We start from the raw sequence: 26109 nt of genomic DNA on the forward strand, positions 1-26109 counted from the left end.
GTGAATGCGTTACGATATCCTCACACAATACACCGGATAATTACTGATTTCAAAAGCTACATCGTAAAAGAAGCTAGAGAGAGTAAATTTTGTGTGTATTTATGAAATTAATCCAAATACTAAAAGTAGCTGTAATTCCTGTTTTAACTGTATTGAGCTTGTTGTCTGCATCAAATAAAGCACTAGCTGATTATTTAACTAGTCAGGGTTCAGGAGGTGATTACCGTTATGAATTATGGTCTACTGATAATAATTATTACTATTTGAAAGTTTGGCGATATGAAGCAAATCCCGAAAGTGACCCATATACAACAACTCAAGGATTTGCTTCTAGTAGGGAAGCTTTAATTTATTTTGATTGCAATTATGCTGATAAAAATTTACCAGAATGTTCTCAATGATGATTTAGAACCCCATCAACATAATTCGTAGTTCGTAATTAAAGAATTCAATTACGAATTACGAATTACGAATTACACTTCTGCTGGTTGATATTCTTGTTGTCTTTCCACAAAACTCTGCACACGGGTGCGGTAGTTTCTCACAGTCTCATCTACCCATTCGCGATCGTTGCTATTTGCATATAAATGCACCAGTGGTTCGCTGGCATCTGGTAAAACTAACAGCCAACTGTCATCGTAGGGTTGACAAATTTTCACTCCATCAATTAATTCTAGATTTTGGGCTGGGTGAGTTTCCACCAAATAACGCATCAAAGCACCCTTGGCTGTCCAGGGGCAACGGACTGTATAAGTTTTGTGAATTACGCGGGGCAATTCCGATCGCGCAGCCGCAAGCGATCGCTCCTGTATAGTCAACATCTCAATTATCTTGGCAATGCAGAACATGGAATCAAATCCCGGATGCAGTTGCGGGAAAATAAAACCAGTCTCTCCACTACCTCCTAGTACCACATTTGGGTTTTTCTGGCAAGCCTCCATTAAAGCTGTGGGGTTGGCTTTGGTACGAATCACTCTGCCATCATGGCGACGGGCGACTTGTTCAATAGCACTGGAAGCATGAACTGGTACAACTACTGTTCCTCTGGGGTTAGCCGTCAGAATCATGTCTACCATCAGTGCTGTTAAAGTTTCCCCGCGAATTGGGTAGCCGGATTCATCAACTAAAATCAGTTGTTCTCCATTAGCGGATACTTGCACACCAAAGTTAGCTTTCAATGCCTCCACTACATGGCCTAACTGAGTCAGCAGTCCTTCTCGGTCAGTAATTGACATCGCCGTTTTATTGACACTGGCATTCAATACCACTGCATCAGCGCCAAATTTATCTAACATTTGGGGTAAAACTGCGCCTGATACTGCATAAACGTAGTCAATCACCACTTTTGCGCGGCTGTTGCGGAGTGTATGAACATGCAACAATTTCTCAAAAGCAGTGCAGTACCGCTCCATGACTTGGCTAGGATAAGATACATCGCCAATTTCATGAATTAGCGCCCGCCGCATATCTTCCTTAAAGTAAGCACCTTCAATTTTCTTTTCCAGGGCTTTGGAGATATTAATCCCCTTGGCATCCATGAATTCAATCAGAATGTAGTCAGGGCGATCGGGGTGTACCCGTACATGGATACCACCAGCTACCGACATTGTGGGTATAACTGTACGAGCGATAGGAATAGCTGTGGCATCGAGGTTTTGAATATCAATACCTACTGACATTAAACCAGCAATAAGCGATCGCGTCACCATCCGAGAAACATTACGCTGATCACGGGAAACCGTTACCTTAGAACCAGGTTTCAAGGTAGAACCGTAAGCAGATCCCAATTTCACGGCGAATTCTGGGGTGATGTCGATATTCGCTAATCCTTGGACACCACGTTGACCGAATAAATTCCGTTGGGCGGTGTTCCCCCAAATCAAGTTAATGTTTAAAACTGCCCCAGACTCAATCTTTTTACTGGGCCAAACGCGCACGCCAGGGCTAATTTGGGCTTCTTCTCCCACCGTAGAAAGCGAACCCACAACAGCAGCTTCTAATACATGGGCGCGGCGGTCTACACGAGCGCCACGGGAAATCACACAGGCGGAAAGATGTGCTTCATCACCAATGAATGCCCCATTCCAAACTATGGGACGTTTGAGATTCGCATCAGCGCCAATGGTGACATTATCGCCAATTACGGTTCCGGCCTCAATCTGGACTCTTGCACCGATGCGGCAATTGTCACCAATCACTGCTGGGGTTTCAATCACAGCCGTCTGGTCAATATAAGTATTTTGACCTACCCATAACTCATGGGAAACTTCTTTGTAGGCAAAATCTAGTTGCACTTTCCGATCTAAGGCGTCATACTGAGCCTCACGATAGGCGTCTAAGTGACCAACATCACACCAGTAACCCTGAGCGATGTAACCATACATTGGCTCATCTTTTGCGAGTAGTAAGGGGAATAAGTCTTTGGAAAAGTCACATTCAATGTTTGCTGGCAGATATTCCAAAACTTCTGGTTCGAGAATGTAAGTACCTGTGTTGACGGTATCGGAAAAAATTTCACTACTAGAGGGTTTTTCTAAAAATCGCCGAATCCGTGCTTCCTCATCGGTGATTACCACCCCAAACTCAATCGGGTTAGGAACCCTGGTTAAAATCAAAGTCGCTTTTGACTTATTTTGTTTGTGAAATGCGATCGCTGCGGTGAGGTCAAAATCTGTTATGCTATCGCCGCTAATTACTAAAAAGGTTTCATCAAGGAGTTCAGCAATGTTTTTCACACAACCTGCTGTACCCAAAGGCTGATCTTCTTCAACGGCATAAGTCATCTGCACGCCAAAATCGCTGCCATCTTGAAAATAATCTCGCAAGACATCAGGTAAATAATGCAATGTCGCAATCACTTCTGTAATTTGATGTCGTTTGAGGAGATTGATAATATGTTCAGCAATTGGTCGATTTAGAATCGGCACCATCGGTTTGGGGAGATCGCAAGTTAACGGGCGAAGCCGCGTCCCCGAACCGCCTGCCATCAGTACTGCACGCATAAATCCTCCTTAACTAGTTACAGCCTTCGCTGCTTCAAAATCCATGAGATATATTTTGTTCTTCTTTCTCTAGTCTCCTATGGATATCGATATTTGAGGAACTTCCATAAGATGCATCTGGATTGGGGCATGGGGCATTGGGATTAGGGTAGAGGTGACAGGGGAGAGGTTATAGGGAATAACCTGTCACCTCTACCCTGTACCCTATTCCCTTCTTTACTCCCCACTCCCCAGGTTATTGGCAACGATAAAGTTCATATTCGTAGCCATCTACGCTTGACAAAGACTTAGTATCAGATATCACGCATGTTTTGACGGCTTCTGCTACAGGGGCGTGAAAGTTTACCAGCCACAAGTCAAAAGGTCGTGGTAACTTCTTTAAAGTATTTTCTAGAGCGATAGTGGAAAGATTCGGATCTTGGTCTTGATGGGCAAGAAGAAACAAAAAATTTTGGGGTGAATTAGCAAGTTTAATCTCCCTCGCTACCCCCATCATTTCCCCAGTGTGGATGTAAGTTTTGTGGGTGGTGGCAATCAGTACTGGCACTGGCGATACTTGTTGGATTAGTTGCACAAAAAGGTCAGGGCGATAATATTTTTGATAGCCAAGATTACAAAATACTGTAACTGCACTGATAAATCCCGTTAACCAAATTAACATCACGGCTTTTTTTCCGTTGATTCCCCATTTGCCTATGCTTTTCATCCCATTTTTTGCGTATTCTCTCCCCATCAATTCCTTGGGAGGATGCCAACAAACTGCGAGACTTGCCCCTAGTAAAACAACGATCGCGGGAAAGTAAACAAAGTTATATCTAGCACCTCTGGTCAGATCGATTCCCAAAAAGTAGGTAAAGATAAAGAATAAAGCGATCGCACTGATCACTACTCCACCAAGCACCTGAATCATAATCCGGTTTTCTGGGTGCTGTAGTTGAATCTTGATCCCCCGCAGCACAATTGGTACTGCCCAAATAAAGAAAATTAGCGTCACCAGTCCCGAAGGAATCACAACCAATAGCTGTGAAGATTCAACTGGTAACAGGCAAATCATTGCCATCCATGTTCCTAAAGCTTGAAAAATTGGGCTTAACCAATCTAGTCCAACGCGTGAACCTCGAATCCAATCGGTCAAATTATCACGGTTTCTATTCTCTAACAAGATTGGTATCCAAATTAAACCCGCCACCAAAGTACCTGTAGCAACGCCATAGATGCGCCGCCAGGGAGGAGAGAAGAGGAGAGAAAATTTGCTGCTACTCTGCAATTGAAGCCAAGCAAGAAAAATCAAAACTATGACTTCTGTGCAGAGGGTGAGGGTGAAGAAATAATGAGTAGCAATACCTAAAGCATTAACTCCTACCCAGAAAAGTGCTACCCATATCGGTAAAGGTGTGCGGTTTTGAATATGACGTGTGGCAATTACTAAGCAGGTGAGGGAAGCAGTTACCCATAAGATTGCCAAAGTGTAATGACGTGCTTCTTGTGCTACAAATATGGCGTAGGGAGATACTGCGATCATGGCAGCAGTCAAGTGTCCCACTAATGGCGAACGAAAGGCTACTCTACCTAATACGTAAAAACATGGAATTGAGGCAGCGCCGATGATAGCTGGTAGCGATCGCGCCGCAAACAGTGAGACTAATCCTCCGTCGCTGGGAAATAATTTCATCCACAAGTGAGCTAACACAAAATACAGCGGTGGATGACTATCTTGTGTAGCTAAGTTATGAACCACATCACCAATACTAGCCGCTGGGTTTAGTTGTAGTGGTTGCAATAGGATATCAGGTGCGATCGCTTGATCTAGAGGTACTGCTAAAAAAGTATTCCCCAAGCTAAACACCAAAGTGGAAAACTCATCAGTCCAAGGAGGCTTTGCAGTCAAGTTGGCTAGGCGCAAGCTGATACCGATGATCAACCACATCAAGTTCAGTAAGGGATGAAGCCAGAAAGAAGGGAGGCGAGTCTGCCAATTATACCAATGCTTGTGTTGTGAGCCAGAGGTTGTGTCTGTCAGAGACAGGAAATGGCTGGTAGGTATAGGTAGCAACGAGATAATTTTTTTGTAAAAATAAAATGCACCTTGGAAAAAAACTCTCATTGCCAGATCTCACACGAATGGATTTGTAGGTTTGACACTTCAGATTTAAGTTCGTTCTAAACTTTCAAGAAGAATTCAGAAGTCAGAATTCAGGAGTCAGAATAAATCAGTCGCGGGTCTGAATCCCCGACTGATTGAAGACCACCAAATTGAAAATTTGGTGGGGGTCTTAAACCCGATTATTCAGACGCGACGCTCGAATACTCGCTAACGCTGCGCTATCCACCAGTCATACAGAATTCATTCTGAATTCTGACTCCTGACTCCGGAATTCTGTTCGATAAGAACAAAAATCACAATCTCAAATCCCTGATTGTGATTATTTAACATCGGTGACACGCCAGCTAAGTTTCAAGTTAATCCAGAAATTCCAAATAGTAGTAATTGCGATCGCAATAAAGTTGGCAATATAACGGTTAGGAATAAGAAAATTGAATACCAGGTTTAATATCAGTACATTCAATACAAGTCCACCAAGGCAAATGGCGTTGAATTTCAAAAACCGCTTCAGGCGTTGATGCCATTCTTGCTGTCTGGCGCTGACATCGGCAAATGTCCAAGCGTCATTCCACAAGAAATTATTTAAAATCGCAATTTCACCAGCAATAATTTTACTGCGCGTCAGTTGCCAAGCCAAGGTAGTCGGATCACTGAGCAAGTAAAGCACTCCCATATCGACAAATACACCACTAAAGCCAACTAACCCAAAGCGGAGAAATCGACCAAAGGGAAAATTGACTTTTCTACTCAATCGTCCTACCCTTCCTGTGGAAAGCCGCAACCGCACTAGGTGATGGATGTAATCTATATATTGCTTCCATGTAACCTTACTCTCACCCTCTTTGCGTTCGCAGAACACATAGCCAACTTCGGCAACTTCGCCTACGTTTCCCCGTCCGATTACTTCTAGGAGAATTTTGTATCCGACTGGATTGAGTGTTGCATTGGCGATCGCACTCCGGCGCACCATAAAATAACCACTCATGGGGTCGGAAACTCTTCCCAGTACTCCCGGTAAGATTACCAAGCCTAACAACTGAGCGCCACGAGACAATAAACGCCTAACAACACTCCAGCTACTAACGCCACCTCCTTCAACATGACGACTGGCTACTGCCAAATCTGCTCCCTGCTCAACACTACGCAACAATTCCATCAGCACCTCTGGTGGATGCTGCAAATCTCCATCAATCACCCCCAACACACTCCCCGTACCTACTTGCCACCCACGAATCACCGCTGAGGACAGCCCCCGTTCCTGTTGGCGTCGCATCACCCGCAGATGAGGGTATTCTGTCGTCAAGGATTCCGCTATTTCCCAAGTTCGGTCTGGACTATCATCATCTACCACTATTAGTTCATAGTTTCCTGGAATAGATTCATCCAGTAATTGGCTCAATATCCTGACTACATTTTTGATGTTGTCACGCTCTTTATAAGTAGGAATTACTAAAGAAAGATGAATAGATTCACCACTTGTACCCACACGGCTAGGAGGCAGTTCTGAAATCTTTAATGGGCCAGTTGGTACTGTTAAAAGCGAGTTGGATGAGTTTGTCTTCATATTCCAAATTGCAGAACGAGGATATTTAAAGTCCGTAGAAAATAGAGCCAAACATCTGCTGACTTTATTTACTGCATCTAGTTACTCAAAACTTGAGAAATACTTTTGCTACAGTTAGCTGTTCTGAAAGTTTAGTAATTACCGTACTTGATTCACAGTATTTTTTCAAAATTCATCTAAATTTTACATTTAACCACTTACTATGATATATATGTGCTATTATTATATGCGTTTTTACAAAACTATACTGTACCATCAACTCAACTAAGTCAGCAAATATACAGTAGAACAAGCGTATTTTGATGATTTTTAGTACTACTAGGGGTAATATTGAATGAGTATGAAGTATCCTAATATTTGGTAATATACTTCTACATCATCATTATTAATAATTTTATCAATAAAGAATTCGCCAGGAGATATTTTTTATCACAGTTATCAAAAGATAGAAATAAAGCGCTAATGCCGATTATATAAGCTTGTTATAACCGTAAAAATTTACTTTTTGACGGAACTATTATTGAATTAACCAAATATCACAATACAGACAAACATCAAATTACAAAGTGAGAGTCATGAGTGCAAGAGGAACCACGCCTACTGTTTACGTGGTTTGAATTAGTCCGATGAAAAACAAAGTTTTGTCGCCCACCATCAAAGCAAGTTTAGGTCATCGCAAGAGATGGGGTATGCACTAAAATCCTGTTTAACCAATGAACAGTCAACGTTTAGTGATATAAAAAATAAACTTCACAAAACTTAACTGCTTAATAAATAAGTATACTATTGAGTAGATATCGGATTGTAAATATGTCAAAAGTAACACTATAAAATCCCCCAATAGGGCATTGCAAAAAAGAGAAAAATTTTGTTTGTTATTAAATTGAAGGCGTCGATGGCGTAGTTTTATTGCTTGTTTTGAGTAAGTGAACATCTTAGAGAATACAGGGTAGATCATGCATATTCCTGATGGATTTGTTTCTGTTCCAGTGGCAGGGGCTACTAGTTTAGCGAGTGTGGCAGCACTGTTTATTGCCTTTGGGCGATCGCAAGAAGCTTTTGGTATTCGTCGTGCGCCCATATTGGGACTAACCACCGCCTTCATTTTTGCCGCCCAGATGATCAATTTTCCGGTAGCAGGAGGTACTAGTGGTCACCTGTTGGGGGGAACCTTAGCTGCGATCGTTTTGGGCAGTCCTTGGGCAGGAACGTTGTGTATCGCCACAGTTTTAATTATTCAAGCTGTGTTATTTGCTGATGGTGGTATTACTGCCTTGGGAGCAAATATTTTGAATATGGGAGTGATTGGTGTTTGGGTAGGCTGGGTTTTAACCGAAACCTTGCAACGGCTGTTTGGGGGATCTAAAGGGCGCTTACCTTTAGCTGCTGGTATAGCCGCTGGTGTCAGTGTGGTGGTAGCAGCTGTAGCAGCAGCCATTGAGTTAGCTCTCTCAGGAACGGCATCTGTAGCTATAGTTTTACCAGCGATGACTGGTGTGCATATTTTGATCGGTATTGGCGAAGGAGTGATAACCGGGGGTGTGCTGACTTATCTGGCCACCGCTCGACCAGATTTATTACCGGGGGAACAGCAAGAGTTTCGCGGATGGTCAGTGCCTATTGTCACCATTTTCTTAATTGCGGGAGTACTCTCACTCTTTGCCTCAGCGTGGCCCGATGGTTTGGAGAAAGTTGCCGAAAATACGGGCTTTATCGACTTAGCCGAGAAAGTACGGATAATTGTGCCGACCCCCTTGGCTGACTATGGGATTGAGGGTTTAGGGCCAATTGGCACTAGTATCGCTGGACTGGTGGGAGCTGCGGTTTGCTTTGCTGTTGCCTTTGCAATTGCCAAGGTAGTGAAACCGAAGAATGCTTAAACTTTCCTTACCGCTACGCTTGCAACTGTCTCTAGTGATTGTCGTGGGGGCAGCTTTATTAAAGTATTCTGCCTGGTATGGACTAAGTGTATATGGCGCGATCGCAATTTTATGGGCTTGCTTCTTGCGCGTACCAATTCGCCAGTTGGGAGGATTACTCGGCACAGAATTGATTTTTTTGTCATTGCTAGCATTGCCCCAGGGATGGGAACGAGCCACTTTTTTGCTGGTTCGTTCGCTGGTTTGTCTGGTTACCATGAATAGTTTTTTGCTAACCTTACCGCCCCACAGTTTTGGCATTGCCCTCAAAACCTTGCCAGTACCAGCACCTTTAAAGGAAAACTTGTTGTTAGCTGGGCAGTACATGGAAATTTTGCTCTCAGAAGTAACCCGAATGCGGCGCAGCGCCCAATTACGCGGTTTGACTGGAACAACAGGATGGCTACGCTATGCCAGTGCTGCCATGATTGGAGCCTTGTATCTCCGTAGTCTAGATAGAGCAGAGCGAGTCTACGCGGCAATGGTAGCTCGTGGTTACAACGGACAATTGCCCATAGATTCTACCCTCAGACCCAAAGAACGTTTTGCCCTATTAGTAGCTTGGGCGATCGCTGCTGTTGTTACCCTAACTTCTTACAAAATTTAACCCACTCCCCACTCCCAACCTCTTTACGCAGTAATATTGAGTTTGTAAATTTTGAAATCATTAACTTCTAATCCCCAAACATCAACCAGTAACCCCCACACAGCTGTAGTCGAGGTTGAGAACCTGGTGTATGCATATTCTCGCCAGGAGCCGGTATTACAAGAAATATCTTTTACCTTGAATAAAGGCGATCGCGTCGCGTTGATGGGAGCAACAGGTTCTGGAAAAAGTACCTTGCTAGAGAACCTGATCGGCTTAAAACAACCGCAATCTGGGAAAATTACAATTAATGGCATCCCTGTAGAACCGCAAACTTTACCCCAAGTGCGTCGTCAAATCGGATTTAGCTTCCAAGATGCCAACGACCAATTATTTATGCCTACCATCTTAGAAGATGTTACCTTTGGGCCACGTAACTATGGTGTGTCACCAGCAGAAGCAAGCGATCGCGCCCAACAATTATTAGCTGATTTTAGTCTAGAAGCCTACGCCAATCGTTCCGCCCACGAACTCTCTGGTGGACAAAGACGCCTAGCCGCCCTAGCCTCGATTTTAGCCCTAGAACCGACAATTCTAATTTTGGATGAGCCAACCAGCGGTCTTGATCCAGCGTGGCGGCGTCATTTGGCGCAAGTGTTGTTAAAGTTACCCGTGCAGGTGATATTAATTGCCTCTCATGACCTACATTGGTTAGGCAGAGTTACTCAACGCGCTTTAGTGCTGGCTGGTGGCCGCATTCAAATAGACAGTGATATTCAGCCACTTTTGCAAGATGGTACTACTTTAGACCAGTTGGGTTTGCCGATAGATTGGTGATTTGGGCATGGGGCATGGGGCATGGGGCATGGGGCATGGGGCATGGGGCATGGGGCTGGGGCATGGGGACAAGGAGAGGCAGGGGAAGCAGGGGAAGAAAAATTATTAATTAATGCCCAATGCCCAATGCCCAATGCCCAAATACTTTATTTATTAGTAATATTGGATACTATATTCTCGGTCTTATTGCTGTTGGAGTGTTAATGTCTGTTTTACATAAATATAGTGTTCTTGCTCCTGTTAGTCTGAGCATCGCTTTGTTAATTACTAGTTGCAGTGAAGATAAAGTCTCTCAATGCCAGCGACTAATTCGAGTTGTAAATGCCGGCACTTCTCTGATTGATCAAAATAAAGGAACGCAAGTCATAACTAGCATACAGCTATCTAAAGATTTAGAATTTGTGACTAAATCCATTGGGGAACTGAATTTAACAGATCCCAAGCTGAAAGAATTTCAAAGTGGTTTTGTCAAGATTTTTCAAAATCTCAGTCAAGCGATCGCTAAAGCTGGTAAGGCCCTGGGTGCGACCAAGACAGCACAAGCCTCGGCATCTGGCAGAGAAAAAATTCAAAAGGCTAGAGCCGAAATTGATTCAACACTGACAACAGCAGCTACAACTGTTGGTAAGCAGTCAGATACTTTAGTTAATCAGATGAATAAGTATTGTAACGAGCCAGAATAATCTATCTGTACTAGGGCATTGGGAATTGGGCATAGGGATTAGGGGAGAGGTTACAGGTGACAGGTGATAAGGAATAATCTATACCCTTTAACCTGATCTCTATTCCCTTCTTTACTCCGAGCGATAGTAACTTTTATCACTGGTTTTTCAAAAATCTTCCTGATATACACCAACTTTATCTGTCAAAAGAAATAGTGGTGCAAGTCAAATGAAATACCATGAGTGATATTAGTCTACTGATGGCGAGTGTGCTAGTAACAGCGCCAATCTCTGCCCTCAATTTACCAGAGCAGCCTGTAATTACTTCAGACAATCTAGTGCAGGAGTCAACACAGGATCATTTATCTCAAGTTGTATCACCTGCTGAAATTACACCGCCTGAATTTGTGCAGCCAGATATAACCACTTCATCAGCTACAAACAAAAAGTACGAAAATATACTTAAAAAAAGCAGAGAAAAAATTCAATTTATAAGTTCTCCTAGCTTACCTGAATTAAAAGATACTCAAGGTGTAATCGAAGTTGCACAGAACCAGGAAAACACAGAAGAATTCTCTCTATCTCTCCATCCCCCAGACTCAGACAACCCAATGTCTCAAGTCACCTCAGTGTCGCAACTTGAAGATGTGCAACCCTCTGATTGGGCTTTTGATGCTTTGCAGTCTTTGGTAGAACGCTATGGCTGCATTGCGGGATATGCTGATAGTACTTATCTGGGAAATCGTACCATTAGCCGTTATGAATTTGCGGCGGGTTTAAATGCTTGTTTAGAGAAGATTAACGAAACAATCGCTAACAATAAAATTAATACTGTTAATAATGAAGATTTAATCTTGCTGCAAAGGTTGCAAGGCGAATTCAAAGCAGAGTTGCAACAATTACAGCAGCGTGTCGAGGCTGTGGAAAACCAAACTAGTGAATTACCAAGGAATCAGTTTTCCACAACTACTAGATTATTTGGTCAAGCTATTTTTAGCGTTCAGGGAACCAATAGCCCTGATGTGGATTTGTTTCCGAGAGATGGAGTCCCTGAACGCCAGGGAAAAACCAATCTGACTTTCACAAGTAGCGCTCAACTAACCTTAGCAACATCGTTCACAGGGCGAGATTTGCTGTTAACAGGGCTATCTGCGGGGAATTTAGGTTCTACTGCATCTTTGCTATCCACCAATATGGGACGCTTAGGTTTCGAGTCAAATACAGACAACAATCTAGTTGTTAGTGACTTATCTTATCGATTTCTTGCTTCGGATAACTTGGGAATCGTCGTAGGTACGGCGGGAGTTAACCCCATCAACACCTTTCGCGGTATTAGCCCTTTAGAAGGTTCTAGCGACGGTGCAATTTCTCTATTTGGTCAGCGGAACCCGATTTTAAATATTGGTAACGGCACTGGCGGTATAGGCTTTGACTGGCAGATTAGCGATCGCATCAGTTTCCAAGGCGTTTATAGTTCAGAAATCCCCAGTTTTCCTGGCAACATCAAGCAGGGTGGACTATTTGGCGGTAGATTTACTGCTGGCGCTCAGTTAAGTTTAGCACCCACCAATAACATTGATGTCGGCGTACATTATCTTTATTCCCACTCCCCAGATGGCTTACTGGGAAGTGGTATCGGCGATTCTCAACTAATTTCGCCTTTTGCAGATCCTACAGCTTTTGATACCCACGCAATTGGTGCTACCGTTGCTTGGCGAATTAACCCTAACTTGCAGTTGGGCGGTTGGGGTGGCTTTACTTCCTCCAAACCAGTTAACCTTTCTGGAAGTGTGGAATCTACCAACTGGATGGTGTTTGCGGCTTTTCCCAACTTGCTGCGTTCTGGGAATTTAGGGGGCGTTCTCGTCGGACAACCGCCCAAAATTACTTCTAGTACTTTACCCGAAGGCTTAAATTTTCCCAACTTTTCTGATGGGGGGACAGCAGGCGGACGTACTGACACATCAATTCACGTAGAAGTTTTTTACCGCGCCCAACTGAGCGACAATATCGCCCTGACTCCCGGCTTATTCGTCATTTTCAATCCCGATCACAATTCTGCTAACGATGCATTAGTCGTTGGGACATTAAGAGCTACTTTCCGGTTTTAATTTTGTACTGGTGTAAATGTAATTAAATACGCTGTTTAGATACTGGCTAATTCAGTATTAGATGCTTTCATTATCCAGTGATAGCAAGGAAAAATCGTACCTAAACCTATGCGTGTTTTTTTTCATAGGTGATTAAAGGAGCAAATTTTTTATGAAATTAGATTCATTCACTAAATTGGGTTATGCAGTTGTTAGCAGCAGCAGTTTAGCCGCAGCCTTCATCGGTTTAGGTGGAACAAGTGCTTTTGCTCAAATTACAATCCAAAGCACTGGGACATTATCAGGCACTATCCAGCTTCCCAGCATTAATCCCAATTTCAATCAAAGCACTACTCGTATTGATACAGACAACACGGGAACTTACTCGCGGAACTTAGGAACTAATAATAATCCTAATTACGTTCCTGTATACAAGTCAGATTATGTACAAGTAAGAACACGTAATGATGGAAGTCTGCATTATTATGTTGACTTTAAAGGCATTCCGATTGTCTCATTCAATGGCGTTCTGACTTCGCCGATTCTCTCTGACGGTGAATTGACACCCTATAAATACCAGGGAAGATTGGCAGGAACTACATTTCAAGGAGTAGTTCAGGATGAATTTAATCTCACAAAAGCCTTATACACTGGAATTGTCACCGATCCCAAGACTGGAAACCAGTATCAGGGCACTTTTGAAGTGAGTGGATATGGAGTGCGATATAGCGATCGCAATGGTAGTGCAACCCCCACAGTCTTTGATTTCAAGTCTGATCTCCCAGGTTCCCCAAAGGTGACATCTTTGGAAATGACTAACGCACCCCTAGCAAGAATACAAATCAAAGTACCTGCAACTGCAACTCTCATAACTCCCACGCCCGTAGTTGACGGTGGTAGCACACCCACTCCCCCGCCCGTAGTTAGCGGTGGCAATACACCCACTCCCCCGCCAGTAATTAGCGGTGGTAGTACACCCATTCCCCCACTAGTAATTGATGGTGGTAGCACACCCACTCCTACACCTGTAGTTAGTGGTAGTAGTGCGATCGCTCCTGCGTCTGTAGTTAATGGTGGTAACACATTCACTGTTACGCCAATAGTTGATGGTGGTAACACATTCACTGTTACACCAATAGTTGATGGTGGCGCTTCCTCGACACCTACAACCTACACATCTGGATCTAATTCTCCATCACTCTCTACTACACCTAATATGGAATTCAGTAGTGGTAATTCCCTGGAAGTCAACCCTGCAACCCTAGCTCAAGCTGCTTGTTCACAGGATTCTGCCAAGAGTTGTGCAATATCCGCTTCACCCAAACAAGCGATCGGCCCCCGTAGTCGAGTACTACTGCGTTAGTTAAACGCGATGTGCAAGTTAATATTCTGACCTCACTTCCATTCCTCTCTCCTAAAAGGAGAGAGGCTTTGATTTTTGCTCCCCAACGCTAGTAGGGAAGGGGTTGGGGGTTAGGTTTGAGATAAAGTCGCACATGGCGTTAGTTAAGGACTTTCACATAAAAATATCCAACCGGGTGGGCGTCTCGCCACTGGTGTCAACTTAAGCCAAAAATAGCGTACTGATTAGGTGTTGTTCACCCGCCAGGGATTTACAATCCCTGACTAATTGCTCAAGTCTACTGAAGTAGACTGAAAATTTTTGCGCTCTAAAGTCCTCTTCAGAGGACTTTAGCTATGAGACAGGGATTTACAATCCCTGGCGGACGTGCGGTTTCGCGTTAAGTTGACACCAATGGCGTCTCGCCCGCCCCTAATAACAAAAACTTTGGGTACTTCTGGAACTCTAGCAAGGCAAAATGAAATCAATATAATAGCCAGGACAGGGGCAATATTGCAATTTAAAAAGTCCACCAGAAGTTATTCGCGGCGTTTTTGCTGCTCAGACTTCCTTTCGGTGGTAGATTTTACCCTGATGATTTTCTGGCTATACTAGTGACTTAAGCCGATTGATTGACAAATTTTATCTCTCAGCATGAAATATACAAAAACTCTAAACTTTGGACATATATTTCAGTGTGTATTTACTTTTAACTGACACAACAATATTGTCTGATATTGGAGAAAAGTAATTTTTTTGGGGAACTAAAAAAGTTTATCAATCAATCATTAGAGTGAATATAAATCAATCAAATATCTTCCGAGTAAGCACCTATGAAAGAAGAATTGATAGCCAGAGTTGTGCAGGTATTGCAAATTAATATGAGATGGATGACTTGGAATTTATTTCTGGCTTTTATACCTTTGGCTTTGAGTGTGTGGCTATTTCGTATAAAGCGCGGTGGCACTTGGCTTTGGTGGCTAGGATTCTTAGTTTTCTACGCTTTCTTACCAAATGCACCATATTTGTTGACCGATGTAATTCATTTGATAGATGATATCCGCACGATTCAATCGGTTTGGATGATTACTTTAGTCCTCATTCCTGTATATTTGCTAGTAATTCTCGGTGGATTTGAAGCTTATGTAATATCGTTAATTAATTGGGGTCACTACTTACATCGCATCGGTAAAAGCCACTGGATTTGGCGCGTTGAGTTGATTACTCATTTTCTGTGTGCGGTTGGTGTCTATTGGGGACGATTTTTGCGTTTCAACAGTTGGGATTTTATTACTCAACCGGATGCTTTACTTACCAAAGGGGTAGAAGAAATTCTTGGGAAACAGCCCTTGGTGATTATTGCTATCACCTTTGTGGTACTTGCAGGTTTGTACTGGATTATGAAACGAGTAACTTTAGGTCTTAGTCAACGAGATAGTAGAATAGGGATAAACTCAGAACGCGCAAACTCTAACACGCCAAACATTTGATAAATGTGGCTATTTTGGCTTTTAAATTTTGGGTTTTAATTAGTAATTCTCAAACATGAATATTGCCTGTCAAAAGAAAGATGCAACTAAAGCCTCTTTGAGGTGAAATAAACTCAGAGGCAAAGGTTGAACTTCAACCGTCGCCATCTGAGAATAACGTCCCATCAGATCATTTAATACCGATGGTCTGATGCATCTGGTCACGTTGATAGGAGGGATATTAATATGCAATTAATTTCTAGAGAGGAGATAAAGACATTAATAGAACAGCCAAAAGGAAATTGTGTTTCAATTTATATGCCAACACACCCAGCCGGGGCAGAAGTGCGACAAGACCTCATTCGCTTTAAAAATTTGGTCAAGGAAGCGGAGAATCGTTTAATTGATGCGGGTTTGGAACAGAAAGAAGCGATCGCATTGCTAGAAAAATCCCATGAGATTGATACCCAAGAGTTTTGGGAGCAAAAGGGAGAGCAAGGGCTGGCGATTTTTATTTCTGAAAATATTTTTCGCTATTACACGCTACCAATTGATTTTCAAGAGTTGGTCGTGGTTACAGATCGATTTCATATCAAGCCACTGCTGCCAATTTTAAATGGTAATGGTCGCTTCTATGTGCTGGCTTTGAGCCAACAAGATGTCAGATTCTTTGAAGGAACACGCTACACCGTCAATGAGGTGGAAGTAGAAAATCTTCCTAAAAGTCTAGATGAAGCTTTGCAAAAAGACGAGACTGCTAAAGAAGGTCAGTTCCGGCTTGCAACATCAAGAGGGGGAACCGCCAATTCCTTTTCGCAACCAGGTACGTTTCACGGACAGGGAAGCCCTGAAAAGGATAAACAACAAGAATACATACTACAATTCTTTCAGATTATTGATGGCGCATTGCACGAAAAACTGCGATCGCAAAAAGCCCCTTTGGTACTGGCTGGGGTAGAATATCTCTTGCCTTTATATAGACAGGCAAATACTTACCAGCATTTGATGGATGAAGCTATCACTGGTAATCCAGAGATACTCAGCGCCCAAGAGTTACATGATCAAGCTTGGCCGATTGTCGAGGCTGATTTCCAAAAGTCGCAGCAAGAGGTTTTGGAGCAATTTCACGAATTGTTTGGCGGTGATACTGGTAAAGCATCTAACAACCTCAAAGAAATTGTCTCAGCGGCTTATTACCAACGAGTCGATTCCTTACTAGTTGCAGTTGGTCAGCAACAGTGGGGTTTATTCGATCCAACCTCAGAAACGGTTTATTTGCATCCAGAAAAAGAAGCTGGTGATGAGGATTTGTTGGATTTTGTTGCTGCTCATACTTTATTAAATGGTGGTACGGTTTACGCTGTCCCCTTTGAACAGATTCCATATAGCACAGCCGTTGCGGCGATTTACCGATATTAAAGATTTCGGTTTTTCACGCGTAGGCGTAGCCCGTCGTAGACATCGCTACCCCACCATATAAGTATATTGAGGTGGGGTATTTTGTAATATCGTTAAAAATCGGCACTCTTGAAAGCATTAGCTATGGAGCTTGTAATGCTGAAGCATTGCTTGATGGTCGCCATTTATAACGCGGAACCCATTGAAGGATTTCTTTAGCGAGTTGGGTGTTAATCAAGGCTTTATAAGGTTCATATTCATATTCATTACCTCCGCGCCAATCCACTTCAGGAAGTAAAGATTGAGCCATTTCTTGACTAGTTCGATGGGCCGAAGAAATGTCATCAGCGCATAGTAACAAGGTAACATGACCAGGATTAGGGCAGAATAAAGCAGATCGCGCTGCTTCTGCGGCGTCTCTCACATCCAGAAAAGCGCCGTATTCCCAAAATGGATTCCACTCAAAATCGGGATTAGCTTGTCGATTAGAAATAATAAAATCGTAAGTTTCTTCATCAAATACACCAGGTGGTCGCAAACAAATAGTTGGGATACCTGTGCTATCGGTAAAATATCTGCACATTTCTTCACCAAGCCGCTTGGAAACAGCATAAGGCGTAGTTGGATAACAAAGATGATTGTCATCTAAAGGAAGATAATCCGGTTTTCTCTCACCTTTAAAGATTCCCAAAACATCAACACTGCTGAAGAAAACAACACGTTTGAGTTTTGCCTCTGCTGCTGCTGAAAGAATATGCGAAGTTCCGAGAAGATTCACTGCCATTATTTCATCGGGCATATCCTCAGATTTTCCAAGTAGCGCTGCAAGATGAACAACTGCATCACAGTCAACAAGTGCTGAACTAATTTCATTTGGATTCAGAATATTATGACCATTTTCTATATCAAAGCCAATCACTTCACATCCGTCAGCACGCAAAACTTTTTCAACAACTGAACCAATCATTCCTTGGTTGCCAGTAACTAATACTTTCATAACACTCAGGAGTATTTCTCATATTTCCTAATATGCATACTTATACTAATTCAATTAATGATTGCAACACATCATTGGGTAAAGACGCGATGAATCGCGTCTCTACAAATGGTTTATTTGTCGCATTCTTTTTTTAATTGGTATTAGAATTAAAGACATTTTCAATTTTTACTTAACTCTGCTAATTTTAGATTTTTCCTTCAATCTAAAATCAAAATTGAATCACTCTTAACTAATACAGTTTTCGTCGTGCTGCTGCTAAGATTAGACGTTGTTCAGCACGAGCGATCGCTTGATATGTTCGCTCCACTGCTTCCGGTTCCACGGAAATGGAAGTAATACCCCATTCCACTAACTTATCGATGATTTCTGGATATAGGGCTGGTGCTTGACCGCAGATTGAACAAGGGATACCGGCAGTTTGAGCCATTTGGATAAGTTGAGCGATCGCACTCATCACTGCTGGATGACGTTCGTTAAATACTTTTGCTAGCTGTCCTTGTTCTCGATCCACTCCGAGCAATAATTGGGTCAGGTCATTTGTACCAATAGAAATTCCGGCTACACCTGCTTTGACATATTCTGGCAATAAAAATAGGACGCTTGGCACTTCTGCCATCATCCATAATTGAAATTGCGCCACTTCGGTTAAAAAAGCTTGCTCAACTTTACGACGACAAAAGACAAATTCTTCCACAGTCCGCACAAAGGGCAATAGTAGGTTGACATTGCTGTAGCCAGCTTGCTGTACACTCGCCAAAGCTTGGAGTTCCAATTCAAATACTGCGGGATTTCGTAAATAGCTAAAAGTCCCGCGTTCACCTAACATCGACTGGGGAGAAGATTCTAAATTATCACTCAATGATGGTAAATCCTGCGATCGCCAATCTAAAGAACGATAAAAAATTGGTCTTGGTGCAAAAGCACGGGCAAACTGCATAATCTGCTCAGACCATAGTTCTAATAATTCTGCCTGACGCCCGCTTAAAATCCAACTATTAGGATGTTGCCCGTTTAATATATTTAGTACCATCAATTCTGAGCGTAACAATCCCACCCCATCCACAGGCAAGCTTTGCACTTGTTCTACTAAAGTGGACTGACTTAAATTAACCAGCAGTTGGGTAACAATCATAGGTAGAGGAAACGTAACAGCAGGATGGGGGGCTTTTGGCTTGGGGTGATGGGGGGAAAGAAGATTTTCTTCTCTTCCTTTCTCCATCTCCTCCTTTGAATCTCCTTTGATCCGATAAACTTCTCCTCTGTCGCCATCAAGTAGCAGTCGTTCGCCAGTTTGAATTAAAGTGGTGGCAGATGTGGCGTTTACTACTGCTGTGATACCTAATTCTCTCGCCAGAATTGCAGCATGGCTGGTTAATCCCCCTTGTTCTGTGATAATACCAGCAACTTGTTGCAGTAATGGCAACCAATCAGGTGTAATTGTTGGTACTACTAAAATCACTCCCTTGGGTAGTTGTTCGGGTTTATGTTGTGGATTAATAATTACCAGGGCAGTTGCCACAACACGTCCCCCGGCTGCTCCTAGTCCCCGAATGAAGTGTAAGTGGGGAATTACAGATTGGGGAGGACTAACTTGTGTGATGTAGAGTTTGCCAGATGTATTGTGCCCACCGATAGTCCATTTAATGGTGAAGGTTTTACCCAGTTCACTCACCAGTTGAGTTCCTAGAGCAATTATTTGTTGTAAGTATTGTTCTTGTAAAGAGTACTGTTTTTGTTGCGCTTCCTGAAGTAGATAGGTACTCAGACAAGTGTGATCTGTTGTTAGCACTGAGTTCGGCACGGGTTGCGAAAAAGCTCTAGGTGTTGCATTATCAACACCATAAGCCAGCATTTTATTGCCCAGTTGTTGCTCAAGCACAACCCCAGTTTCCGGTTGAATGTAGTAGATATCTGGCTGGACTTCACCTTGAGCGATCGCAATTCCTAATCCCCAAGTAGCCTCAATTTCCCACCCAGAAGGGTTTGCTGTGAGCAAGCCACTGGCGATCGCATTCTCAACAGGTTGCACCAAAACGGCGAGATTAATTTGTTGCAGATTAATTCCTGAATGCTGCCAATATAATAAACTTCTCGCCCGAAATATCTGGCTCCAGGTACGCTTTAGGGCAAAAGCGATCGCTTCGGGTTCGCACTCACAAAATACCGACTCCAGCAAACCCGATATATTCTTCATCCCTGGGTTAGCAGTTGATACTGCTAAAGTCGGTCGAAGAATCAAACAGCCAGTTTGCCATTCTCTAGCTGCTTGGAAAATTGTACTCACCCACTCCTGTGGGACAGTCGCAGTGAGAATTTCTTGGCGCAAGCGACTAGCCACCTGCTGAAGTTGACGCCAATTAGTGACATCCAGGTGTAATGAAGAATGGGGTAAGTCAGCCACTAATGACTCTGAACTATTGAGATTTTCGAGAAATTGTCGTAAAATTTCCGCTGAAACCACAAAACCAGGCACTACCGGATAGCCACGCTGGATAATTTTGCTCAAGTAAAACGCTTTGTCACCTACCTTGGCGCGGTCTTGTAGTTTAATTTGGTCTAGCCAGTAGAGTTTATCCACTCAATTTTTAGTTGTCAGTTGTCTATTTGTAGCCATAGCTATTCCCTCCTGGTACATTATCAGCCGTCAATCCACTGACTACTGAATCAGCACTCCTCAATAGGAATAGTTTCCAGCATTTACGTTGAATTTACCGACCTTGTTAGTGGCTAATTGCTCGTTACACGATGTATTACTGTAGTTCAACTCCTTTGGAAATCAAATTTTTGCCTTCATTTTGCCTCCTTTCCCTAAAAGTAGGGGTTTAGTTCTTTTACGAGATTCTACATGGCGGTATCATATTTAATTATTAGGTGTATGGGTTAAATCTAGCAATTTAAGGTAAAATTTTATAGCATGAGTCATTTTAAATATCCCAAAAACTATTTAATAAACTTAAAATTCATGTAGTTTGCCGAAATTATGATCACTGCCATAATTTCGCAATGCAAACCTCAATTTATTGACCGAAAGATTATATTACTGAAAAATAATCCTAACAATGGAAGATATTAATTTAGTGGCTTAAAAAGCATTACTGAATCGATAGAATCCAAATACGAGATAGGCTATTGCACTAAACCCATTAGATTAAACTCCATTAATAAAAATATTACCAGTTAACCTAGTATATAGAATACCCTATACCAGACTAAGCATTGTCAAACACTTACTACCTTGCAACTGATGATTGGCTGAATATAAGCTTCCGGCTATGCATTGCATTGGTTGTTGGAGCAATAATCGGCTTAGACCGCGAAATTAAACGCAAACCAGCCGGTTTAAGAACTCACATGCTGGTGAGTTTCGGTTCAGCCATTTTTATTTTGACAATTATGCAAACAGGAGGACTACAAACCAGTCCTGATGAAATTAGTCGGGTGATTGAGAGGGATGCAATTAGCCGGGTGATTCAGGGGATTGCAACTGGTATAGGATTTCTCGGTGCTGGAGAAATTGTGCGCCAATCTTCCCAAGAATCACAGCGACTTGAAATTCACGGACTCACGTCAGCAGCAGCTATTTGGGTTTCGGCTGCTTTGGGAATTGCTGCTGGCTGCGGTTTATGGCAGTTAGGATTAATCGCTTCTCTGCTGACTTTTGTAGTTCTCAACGTTTTTAAAAGGTTAGAATAATTTATACATTACTGTGGGATTATTTCTCCTGATTTCACAAAAAGAATTTGTGAGGACTTCAACCATTGCGAATCAAAAGAACCCAAGTGAGTGGTAGTAATTAGGGTTTGAAAACGATCTTGAATGGCATCAAGCAATTGATTTTGACGAGATAAATCGAGTTCGGCAAGAACATCATCAAGTAATAGCAATGGTGGCTCTTTGACGACTTCTTCAATTAATTGTAATTCAGCTAATTTTAAGGCTAGAACTAGCGTTCGTTGTTGACCTTGAGAACCGTATTGACGAGCAGGTGTCTGGTTAATAGTTAATTCTATTTCGTCACGATGGGGGCCAACAAGGGTAGTGCCTTGGTGCATTTCAGCAATCGTTCGCTGCTGAATTTTTGCTAAAAAAGCTTGCTGCACTTCTTCTAGACGGTTATCCTCTAAAGGAATATTCGGCACGTAATTAATTTGCAGAACTTCTGTACTGCCGCTAATACTGGCGTGCCAAGCACTTGCAATAGGAGCTAATCTTTGAATGGCGCGATCGCGTCGTCTAATGACCCTGGTTCCTGTGGTCGCTAATTGTGCATCCCACACCGCCAATTCTGAGTGTAGAGATGTTGCATCCAAGGTTTCTACATGGCGTTTTAAAAAGGCATTGCGCTGGCGTAACACATGGTTATACTGCTGCAAAATGTGAGCATAAACTGGTTCGAGTTGAATTAAGAGTGTATCTAACCAGTTTCGGCGACCTTCCGGGCCACTGCGTACTAGGTCTAAATCCAGGCTGGAAAATTGGACTGCATTGAGAACGCCGAGAAAATCCATTTGACGGCGGATAGACTCGCCATTGATAGCAACGCTACGACGACCATTGCGCCGGAGAGTTAAGGTAAGGTCACTAACCCCTGTTTGTCGCTCAAGGGTAGCATTAATTTGGGCTATGGCTTCCCCTTCTTGAACCAAATCGCGATCGCGGGCCATTCGGTGCGATCGCAATGTCGCCAGCAACTCCACCGCCTCCAACAAATTCGACTTTCCCTGAGCGTTATTACCTACCAAAATTGTTTTGGCAGCAGTAAATTCAACCTTTTGGTCTTGATAATTGCGAAATTGTCGGAGGTTTATAGTTTTGAGGTACATGGTGAAGATTGGGCATGGGGCATTGGGGATTGGGCATTGGAGACGAGGGAGATAAGGGACTTTCAACTAGAAAAATGTCCCATCGCTGTGTAAGCAGGGGGAGTAGGGGAGGCAGGGGGAGCAGAGGGGTAAAGGAGAATAATTAATAACCAATGCCCAATGCCCCATGCCCCATGCCCCATGCCCCATGCCCAATGCCCAATTTACACAGCCTTCTTGCCCATAATCCGCAAAAATATCTTCTCCCCTTCAATCCACACAAACATTAAGGCACTGAAGCCAATACAAACCCCCAATTCCTCTAGAGTCAGGTAGTGAGTACCAAAGAAATCTCGCAGGGGTGGGACGTAAACTAGCATCAACTGCAAAATCGTGGTGACAACAACAGCCGCTAATACAAAGATATTGGAGAAGGGATTCATCTCGATAGTCAGTCGGTTGTTAGAGCGAATGGCGATCGCATGACCCATTTGTGCAATACACAAGGTGGTAAATACCATTGTCTTCCAAGTGTCTGGATTTCCCTGATACTCAGGGGCATGGGTATGCTGATAAGCCCACCACATCAAGGCAATGCTGATAATGGCAAATATTATCCCAATGCGAATCATATAAGAACCCAATCCCCTGGCGAAAATACTTTCGCGGGGACTAAAAGGCGGACGTTGCATTACATCCGGTTCTGGAGGTTCTACAGCTAATGCCAAAGCTGGTAAACCGTCTGTCACCAAGTTCATCCACAGAATTTGTAAGGGTGTAAGGGGAACGCCTCCCAAACCAATTAGAGGTGCGGCTGCAATTGTCAGAACTTCGCCAATGTTACTGCCCAGGATGTATTTAATAAAGCGGCGGATGTTGGTGTAAACAACTCTCCCTTCCTTGGTGGCGGTGACAATGGTGGCGAAGTTGTCATCAAGTAACACCATGTCACTGGCTTCTTTACTAACATCAGTCCCAGTAATGCCCATTGCAATACCGATATCGGCTTGTTTGAGGGCTGGGGCATCGTTAACACCATCGCCTGTCATCGCTACAAATCGGCCCCGGCGTTGCAGTGCTTGGACAATTCGCAGCTTGTGTTCTGGGGAAACCCTGGCATAGATGCTTACTAAGTCAACATTTTGCTCTAATTCCTGGTCAGTCATCCGTTGCAATTCTTGACCAGTGAGAACACGATCGCCTTCTTGGGCAATTCCCAAATCGGTAGCGATCGCTCGTGCTGTTAATTGGTGGTCGCCTGTAATCATCACTGGGCGAATACCTGCTTCTCGGCACTCTTGGACAGCTGCCCTCACCTCTGGGCGTGGCGCATCTAGCATTCCCACCAATCCCAGCCATACCAAATCTTGCTCAGATGTTTCGTCTGAACCTTCTGCTGGGATGTCCGTCAGAGGTTTGTAGGCAAAACCTAGTACCCGCAAACCTTTACTCGCCATCAGATCATTTTGTGCCAAAATGTTTTGGCGTTGTTCTTCCGTCAAGGGGCCTGTGTCATTGCCCAAATGAATTTGAGCCGAACGTGCCAAGATTAACTCTGGGGAACCTTTGGTAAACATTAAGTAAGGTTCAGATTGAGTCAAGCTAGCGATCGCTGGGTCAACGCCTCTCGAAGACGCATCACCTGTGGCGACTCCCTCCACCTGAGAAATCACGCTCATCCGCTTCCGTTCTGAAGAGAAGGGAAACTCCACAACGCGAGGTAACTTATTGTTCCACTGGTCTTTTTCAATTCCCGCTTTCCCCGCCAGAGTGACTAACGCCCCTTCTGTAGGATCTCCTAAAATTGCCCATTCACCTTGTTCCTTTTGCAACACTGAATCATTACAAACAGCACAGGCGACTGACAACGCTGAGATTTCTGGAGACTCCTCCAGGGAAATTGTTTGACCATCTAACTGAAAGTCCCCTGTGGGAGCATAACCTTCGCCGGTGACGCGAAAAGTTTTGTTATTGGTGAAAACCGATTGCACCACCATTTTATTTTGAGTCAGCGTGCCGGTTTTATCGGAACAGATGGTGGTTACAGAACCCAATGTTTCCACTGCTGGGAGTTTACGAATCAAGGCATTTTGGCGCACCATTCGCTGGGTTCCCAGTGCCAAGGTGACGGTAATTACAGCGGGTAAACCTTCTGGTACCACAGCAACCGCCATACTCAAGGAAATTTCCAAGAGTTCTTGGATGTTGCTAAAACCTCTCGCTTGGATCACACCGCCGACGACAACAATCGCTACCAGAATCAAAGAACCCGTAACCAGGACATTACCCAGTTGAGTCATCCGCTGCTGTAATGGCGTAGGTTCACTTTCCACCGCCTGCAACATCGCAGCAATTTTACCAAGTTCTGTAGTCATTCCGGTGTTAGTCACCAGAACCTTGGCGCGTCCTTGGATAACTTCGGTTCCTTGAAATACTAAATTTAGGCGATCGCCTAAATCTGTTTCTTCTGGTAATTTGAGCGTTGCCTGTTTATTCACAGATTGGGCTTCACCAGTCAATGCCGACTCACGCACTTGTAAATTCGACTGTTCGATTAAGCGTCCATCTGCGGCTATCTGCATCCCAGCTTCTAGCAGCATGACATCCCCTGGAACTAGTTCCTTGGCTGCTATCTCCACCAGTCTGGCGGCGCGGATGACTCGCACCAAGGGAGAGGTCATTTTTTTCAGGGCTGCCAAGGCTTTTTCGGCACGGCTTTCTTGGACGTAGCCGAGTATGCCATTGAGGATGACAATTGCCAAAATAGCGATCGTATCTTTAAATGGCACTTCACCAGGCTTCAAACTGCCCGATTGCAAACCTATCAGGTCTATAATCCCGGAAATCAGAGCTACGCCAATCAGCATCAACAACATAATGTTCTTGAACTGATCCAGCAGAATTTCCCAAGTGCTACGGCCAGCAGTTTCTTCGAGTTCGTTGGGGCCGTATTTTTGTAATCTCTGTTGAATTTCTTGGGGTGTTAAGCCACTGTCTGCGTTACTATCGAGCAGGTCTAACGCTTTATCAACTTCTAAACTATGCCAAACGGCGGCACCTTCAGGCAGAGAATTAGCAGACATCGTGTAAGTCACAGGAAATAGTTACAAAATTCGATCATAATTTAGTGATGGCAGGAATTCCATCTTCTAAAGTTACATTAAGGCGATCGCCCAGTTGTATGAGTGTATATGTAATTTTTAACATTTGTAAATTTATTCTTTTTTTAAGATAGTATTATTTCTCACGAAAGAGTTTATCGGAACACATTTTACTGATAATTATGAGTAATAGAGCTTTGAAGCTTTGTTACAGAGGATATGCCACAATTAAT

Annotated in this window: 18 protein-coding genes; 11 read left to right on the top strand and 7 right to left on the bottom strand. The window is 43.3% G+C overall.

The features are described from left to right. Positions 1-101: 101 nt before the first annotated feature. A complete protein-coding gene (locus tag HUN01_RS30895; RefSeq protein WP_181929358.1) occupies positions 102-401 on the top strand; it encodes a hypothetical protein in 300 nt (99 codons plus the stop codon). Positions 402-473: 72 nt separating this feature from the next. Here HUN01_RS30895 and HUN01_RS30900 read toward each other — a convergent pair whose 3' ends face one another. The 3 genes from HUN01_RS30900 to HUN01_RS30910 all read right to left on the bottom strand — a co-directional run bounded on the left by HUN01_RS30900 (position 474) and on the right by HUN01_RS30910 (position 6670). Then, positions 474-3002: a mannose-1-phosphate guanyltransferase gene (locus HUN01_RS30900; RefSeq protein WP_181929359.1), complete on the bottom strand. Its 2529-nt coding sequence runs from the start codon at positions 3000-3002 to the stop codon at positions 474-476. A 235-nt stretch (positions 3003-3237) separates the two neighbouring features. Beyond that, the gene (locus tag HUN01_RS30905) at positions 3238-5106 is read right to left on the bottom strand and encodes a glycosyltransferase family 39 protein (RefSeq protein ID WP_238845759.1); all 1869 of its coding nucleotides are present in this window, start codon (positions 5104-5106) and stop codon (positions 3238-3240) included. Positions 5107-5425: 319 nt separating this feature from the next. Next, positions 5426-6670, bottom strand: coding sequence for a glycosyltransferase (locus tag HUN01_RS30910; protein ID WP_181929360.1), 1245 nt, complete (start codon positions 6668-6670; stop codon positions 5426-5428). Between the two features lie 956 nt (positions 6671-7626). On the opposite strand from HUN01_RS30910, the gene HUN01_RS30915 reads away from it, so the two are divergent. From HUN01_RS30915 to HUN01_RS30955, 9 genes are all read left to right on the top strand, one after another. Next, complete coding sequence (locus tag HUN01_RS30915) at positions 7627-8550, top strand: energy-coupling factor ABC transporter permease (RefSeq protein ID WP_181929361.1); 924 nt, start codon at positions 7627-7629, stop codon at positions 8548-8550. Next, the gene (locus tag HUN01_RS30920) at positions 8543-9196 is read left to right on the top strand and encodes an energy-coupling factor transporter transmembrane component T family protein (protein WP_181929362.1); all 654 of its coding nucleotides are present in this window, start codon (positions 8543-8545) and stop codon (positions 9194-9196) included. The genes HUN01_RS30915 and HUN01_RS30920 overlap by 8 nt, the downstream gene beginning before the upstream one ends. Positions 9197-9247: 51 nt before the next feature. Then, positions 9248-10012 (top strand): energy-coupling factor ABC transporter ATP-binding protein, encoded by a 765-nt coding sequence (locus HUN01_RS30925; RefSeq protein WP_181929363.1) that lies wholly within the window; start codon positions 9248-9250, stop codon positions 10010-10012. Between the two features lie 21 nt (positions 10013-10033). Continuing rightward, positions 10034-10216: a hypothetical protein gene (locus HUN01_RS30930; RefSeq protein ID WP_181929364.1), complete on the top strand. Its 183-nt coding sequence runs from the start codon at positions 10034-10036 to the stop codon at positions 10214-10216. Continuing rightward, positions 10216-10695: a hypothetical protein gene (locus HUN01_RS30935; RefSeq protein ID WP_181929365.1), complete on the top strand. Its 480-nt coding sequence runs from the start codon at positions 10216-10218 to the stop codon at positions 10693-10695. The genes HUN01_RS30930 and HUN01_RS30935 overlap by 1 nt, the downstream gene beginning before the upstream one ends. Before the next feature lie 218 nt (positions 10696-10913). After that, complete coding sequence (locus HUN01_RS30940) at positions 10914-12785, top strand: iron uptake porin (RefSeq protein WP_181929366.1); 1872 nt, start codon at positions 10914-10916, stop codon at positions 12783-12785. Positions 12786-12936: 151 nt separating this feature from the next. Then, positions 12937-14127 (top strand): hypothetical protein, encoded by a 1191-nt coding sequence (locus tag HUN01_RS30945; protein ID WP_181929367.1) that lies wholly within the window; start codon positions 12937-12939, stop codon positions 14125-14127. An 812-nt stretch (positions 14128-14939) separates the two neighbouring features. Continuing rightward, positions 14940-15596 (top strand): DUF1361 domain-containing protein, encoded by a 657-nt coding sequence (locus HUN01_RS30950; protein ID WP_181929368.1) that lies wholly within the window; start codon positions 14940-14942, stop codon positions 15594-15596. A 225-nt stretch (positions 15597-15821) separates the two neighbouring features. Further along, the gene (locus HUN01_RS30955) at positions 15822-16994 is read left to right on the top strand and encodes a baeRF3 domain-containing protein (RefSeq protein WP_181929369.1); all 1173 of its coding nucleotides are present in this window, start codon (positions 15822-15824) and stop codon (positions 16992-16994) included. Positions 16995-17115: 121 nt separating this feature from the next. On the opposite strand, the gene HUN01_RS30960 is transcribed toward HUN01_RS30955, so the two are convergent. Together HUN01_RS30960 and HUN01_RS30965 are read right to left on the bottom strand one after the other, a co-directional pair. After that, positions 17116-17970, bottom strand: a complete 855-nt coding sequence (locus tag HUN01_RS30960) for an NAD-dependent epimerase/dehydratase family protein (protein WP_181929370.1) — start codon at positions 17968-17970, stop codon at positions 17116-17118. Between the two features lie 232 nt (positions 17971-18202). Next, positions 18203-20551: a putative PEP-binding protein gene (locus HUN01_RS30965; protein ID WP_181929371.1), complete on the bottom strand. Its 2349-nt coding sequence runs from the start codon at positions 20549-20551 to the stop codon at positions 18203-18205. Positions 20552-21189: 638 nt separating this feature from the next. On the opposite strand from HUN01_RS30965, the gene HUN01_RS30970 reads away from it, so the two are divergent. Continuing rightward, the gene (locus tag HUN01_RS30970; RefSeq protein ID WP_181929372.1) at positions 21190-21666 is read left to right on the top strand and encodes an MgtC/SapB family protein; all 477 of its coding nucleotides are present in this window, start codon (positions 21190-21192) and stop codon (positions 21664-21666) included. A gap of 8 nt (positions 21667-21674) precedes the next feature. Here HUN01_RS30970 and recF read toward each other — a convergent pair whose 3' ends face one another. Continuing rightward, positions 21675-22796, bottom strand: a complete 1122-nt coding sequence (recF, locus tag HUN01_RS30975; protein ID WP_181932890.1) for a DNA replication/repair protein RecF — start codon at positions 22794-22796, stop codon at positions 21675-21677. A 203-nt stretch (positions 22797-22999) separates the two neighbouring features. Next, positions 23000-25858: a cation-translocating P-type ATPase gene (locus tag HUN01_RS30980; protein ID WP_181932891.1), complete on the bottom strand. Its 2859-nt coding sequence runs from the start codon at positions 25856-25858 to the stop codon at positions 23000-23002. Positions 25859-26109 lie beyond the last annotated feature (251 nt).

The organism is Nostoc edaphicum CCNP1411 (genome assembly GCF_014023275.1).
Taxonomy (GTDB): Bacteria; Cyanobacteriota; Cyanobacteriia; order Cyanobacteriales; family Nostocaceae; genus Nostoc; species Nostoc edaphicum_A.

What these genes read in the sequence shown, in the direction of transcription:
- HUN01_RS30895 (WP_181929358.1), top strand. Translation starts at nt 102, where the DNA reads ATGAAATTAATCCAAATACTAAAAGTAGCTGTAATTCCTGTTTTAACT.
- HUN01_RS30900 (WP_181929359.1), bottom strand. Translation starts at nt 3,002, where the DNA reads ATGCGTGCAGTACTGATGGCAGGCGGTTCGGGGACGCGGCTTCGCCCG.
- HUN01_RS30905 (WP_238845759.1), bottom strand. Translation starts at nt 5,106, where the DNA reads ATGAGAGTTTTTTTCCAAGGTGCATTTTATTTTTACAAAAAAATTATC.
- HUN01_RS30910 (WP_181929360.1), bottom strand. Translation starts at nt 6,670, where the DNA reads ATGAAGACAAACTCATCCAACTCGCTTTTAACAGTACCAACTGGCCCA.
- HUN01_RS30915 (WP_181929361.1), top strand. Translation starts at nt 7,627, where the DNA reads ATGCATATTCCTGATGGATTTGTTTCTGTTCCAGTGGCAGGGGCTACT.
- HUN01_RS30920 (WP_181929362.1), top strand. Translation starts at nt 8,543, where the DNA reads ATGCTTAAACTTTCCTTACCGCTACGCTTGCAACTGTCTCTAGTGATT.
- HUN01_RS30930 (WP_181929364.1), top strand. Translation starts at nt 10,034, where the DNA reads ATGGGGCATGGGGCATGGGGCATGGGGCATGGGGCTGGGGCATGGGGA.
- HUN01_RS30935 (WP_181929365.1), top strand. Translation starts at nt 10,216, where the DNA reads ATGTCTGTTTTACATAAATATAGTGTTCTTGCTCCTGTTAGTCTGAGC.
- HUN01_RS30940 (WP_181929366.1), top strand. Translation starts at nt 10,914, where the DNA reads ATGAGTGATATTAGTCTACTGATGGCGAGTGTGCTAGTAACAGCGCCA.
- HUN01_RS30945 (WP_181929367.1), top strand. Translation starts at nt 12,937, where the DNA reads ATGAAATTAGATTCATTCACTAAATTGGGTTATGCAGTTGTTAGCAGC.
- HUN01_RS30950 (WP_181929368.1), top strand. Translation starts at nt 14,940, where the DNA reads ATGAAAGAAGAATTGATAGCCAGAGTTGTGCAGGTATTGCAAATTAAT.
- HUN01_RS30955 (WP_181929369.1), top strand. Translation starts at nt 15,822, where the DNA reads ATGCAATTAATTTCTAGAGAGGAGATAAAGACATTAATAGAACAGCCA.
- HUN01_RS30960 (WP_181929370.1), bottom strand. Translation starts at nt 17,970, where the DNA reads ATGAAAGTATTAGTTACTGGCAACCAAGGAATGATTGGTTCAGTTGTT.
- recF (WP_181932890.1), bottom strand. Translation starts at nt 22,796, where the DNA reads ATGTACCTCAAAACTATAAACCTCCGACAATTTCGCAATTATCAAGAC.
- HUN01_RS30980 (WP_181932891.1), bottom strand. Translation starts at nt 25,858, where the DNA reads ATGTCTGCTAATTCTCTGCCTGAAGGTGCCGCCGTTTGGCATAGTTTA.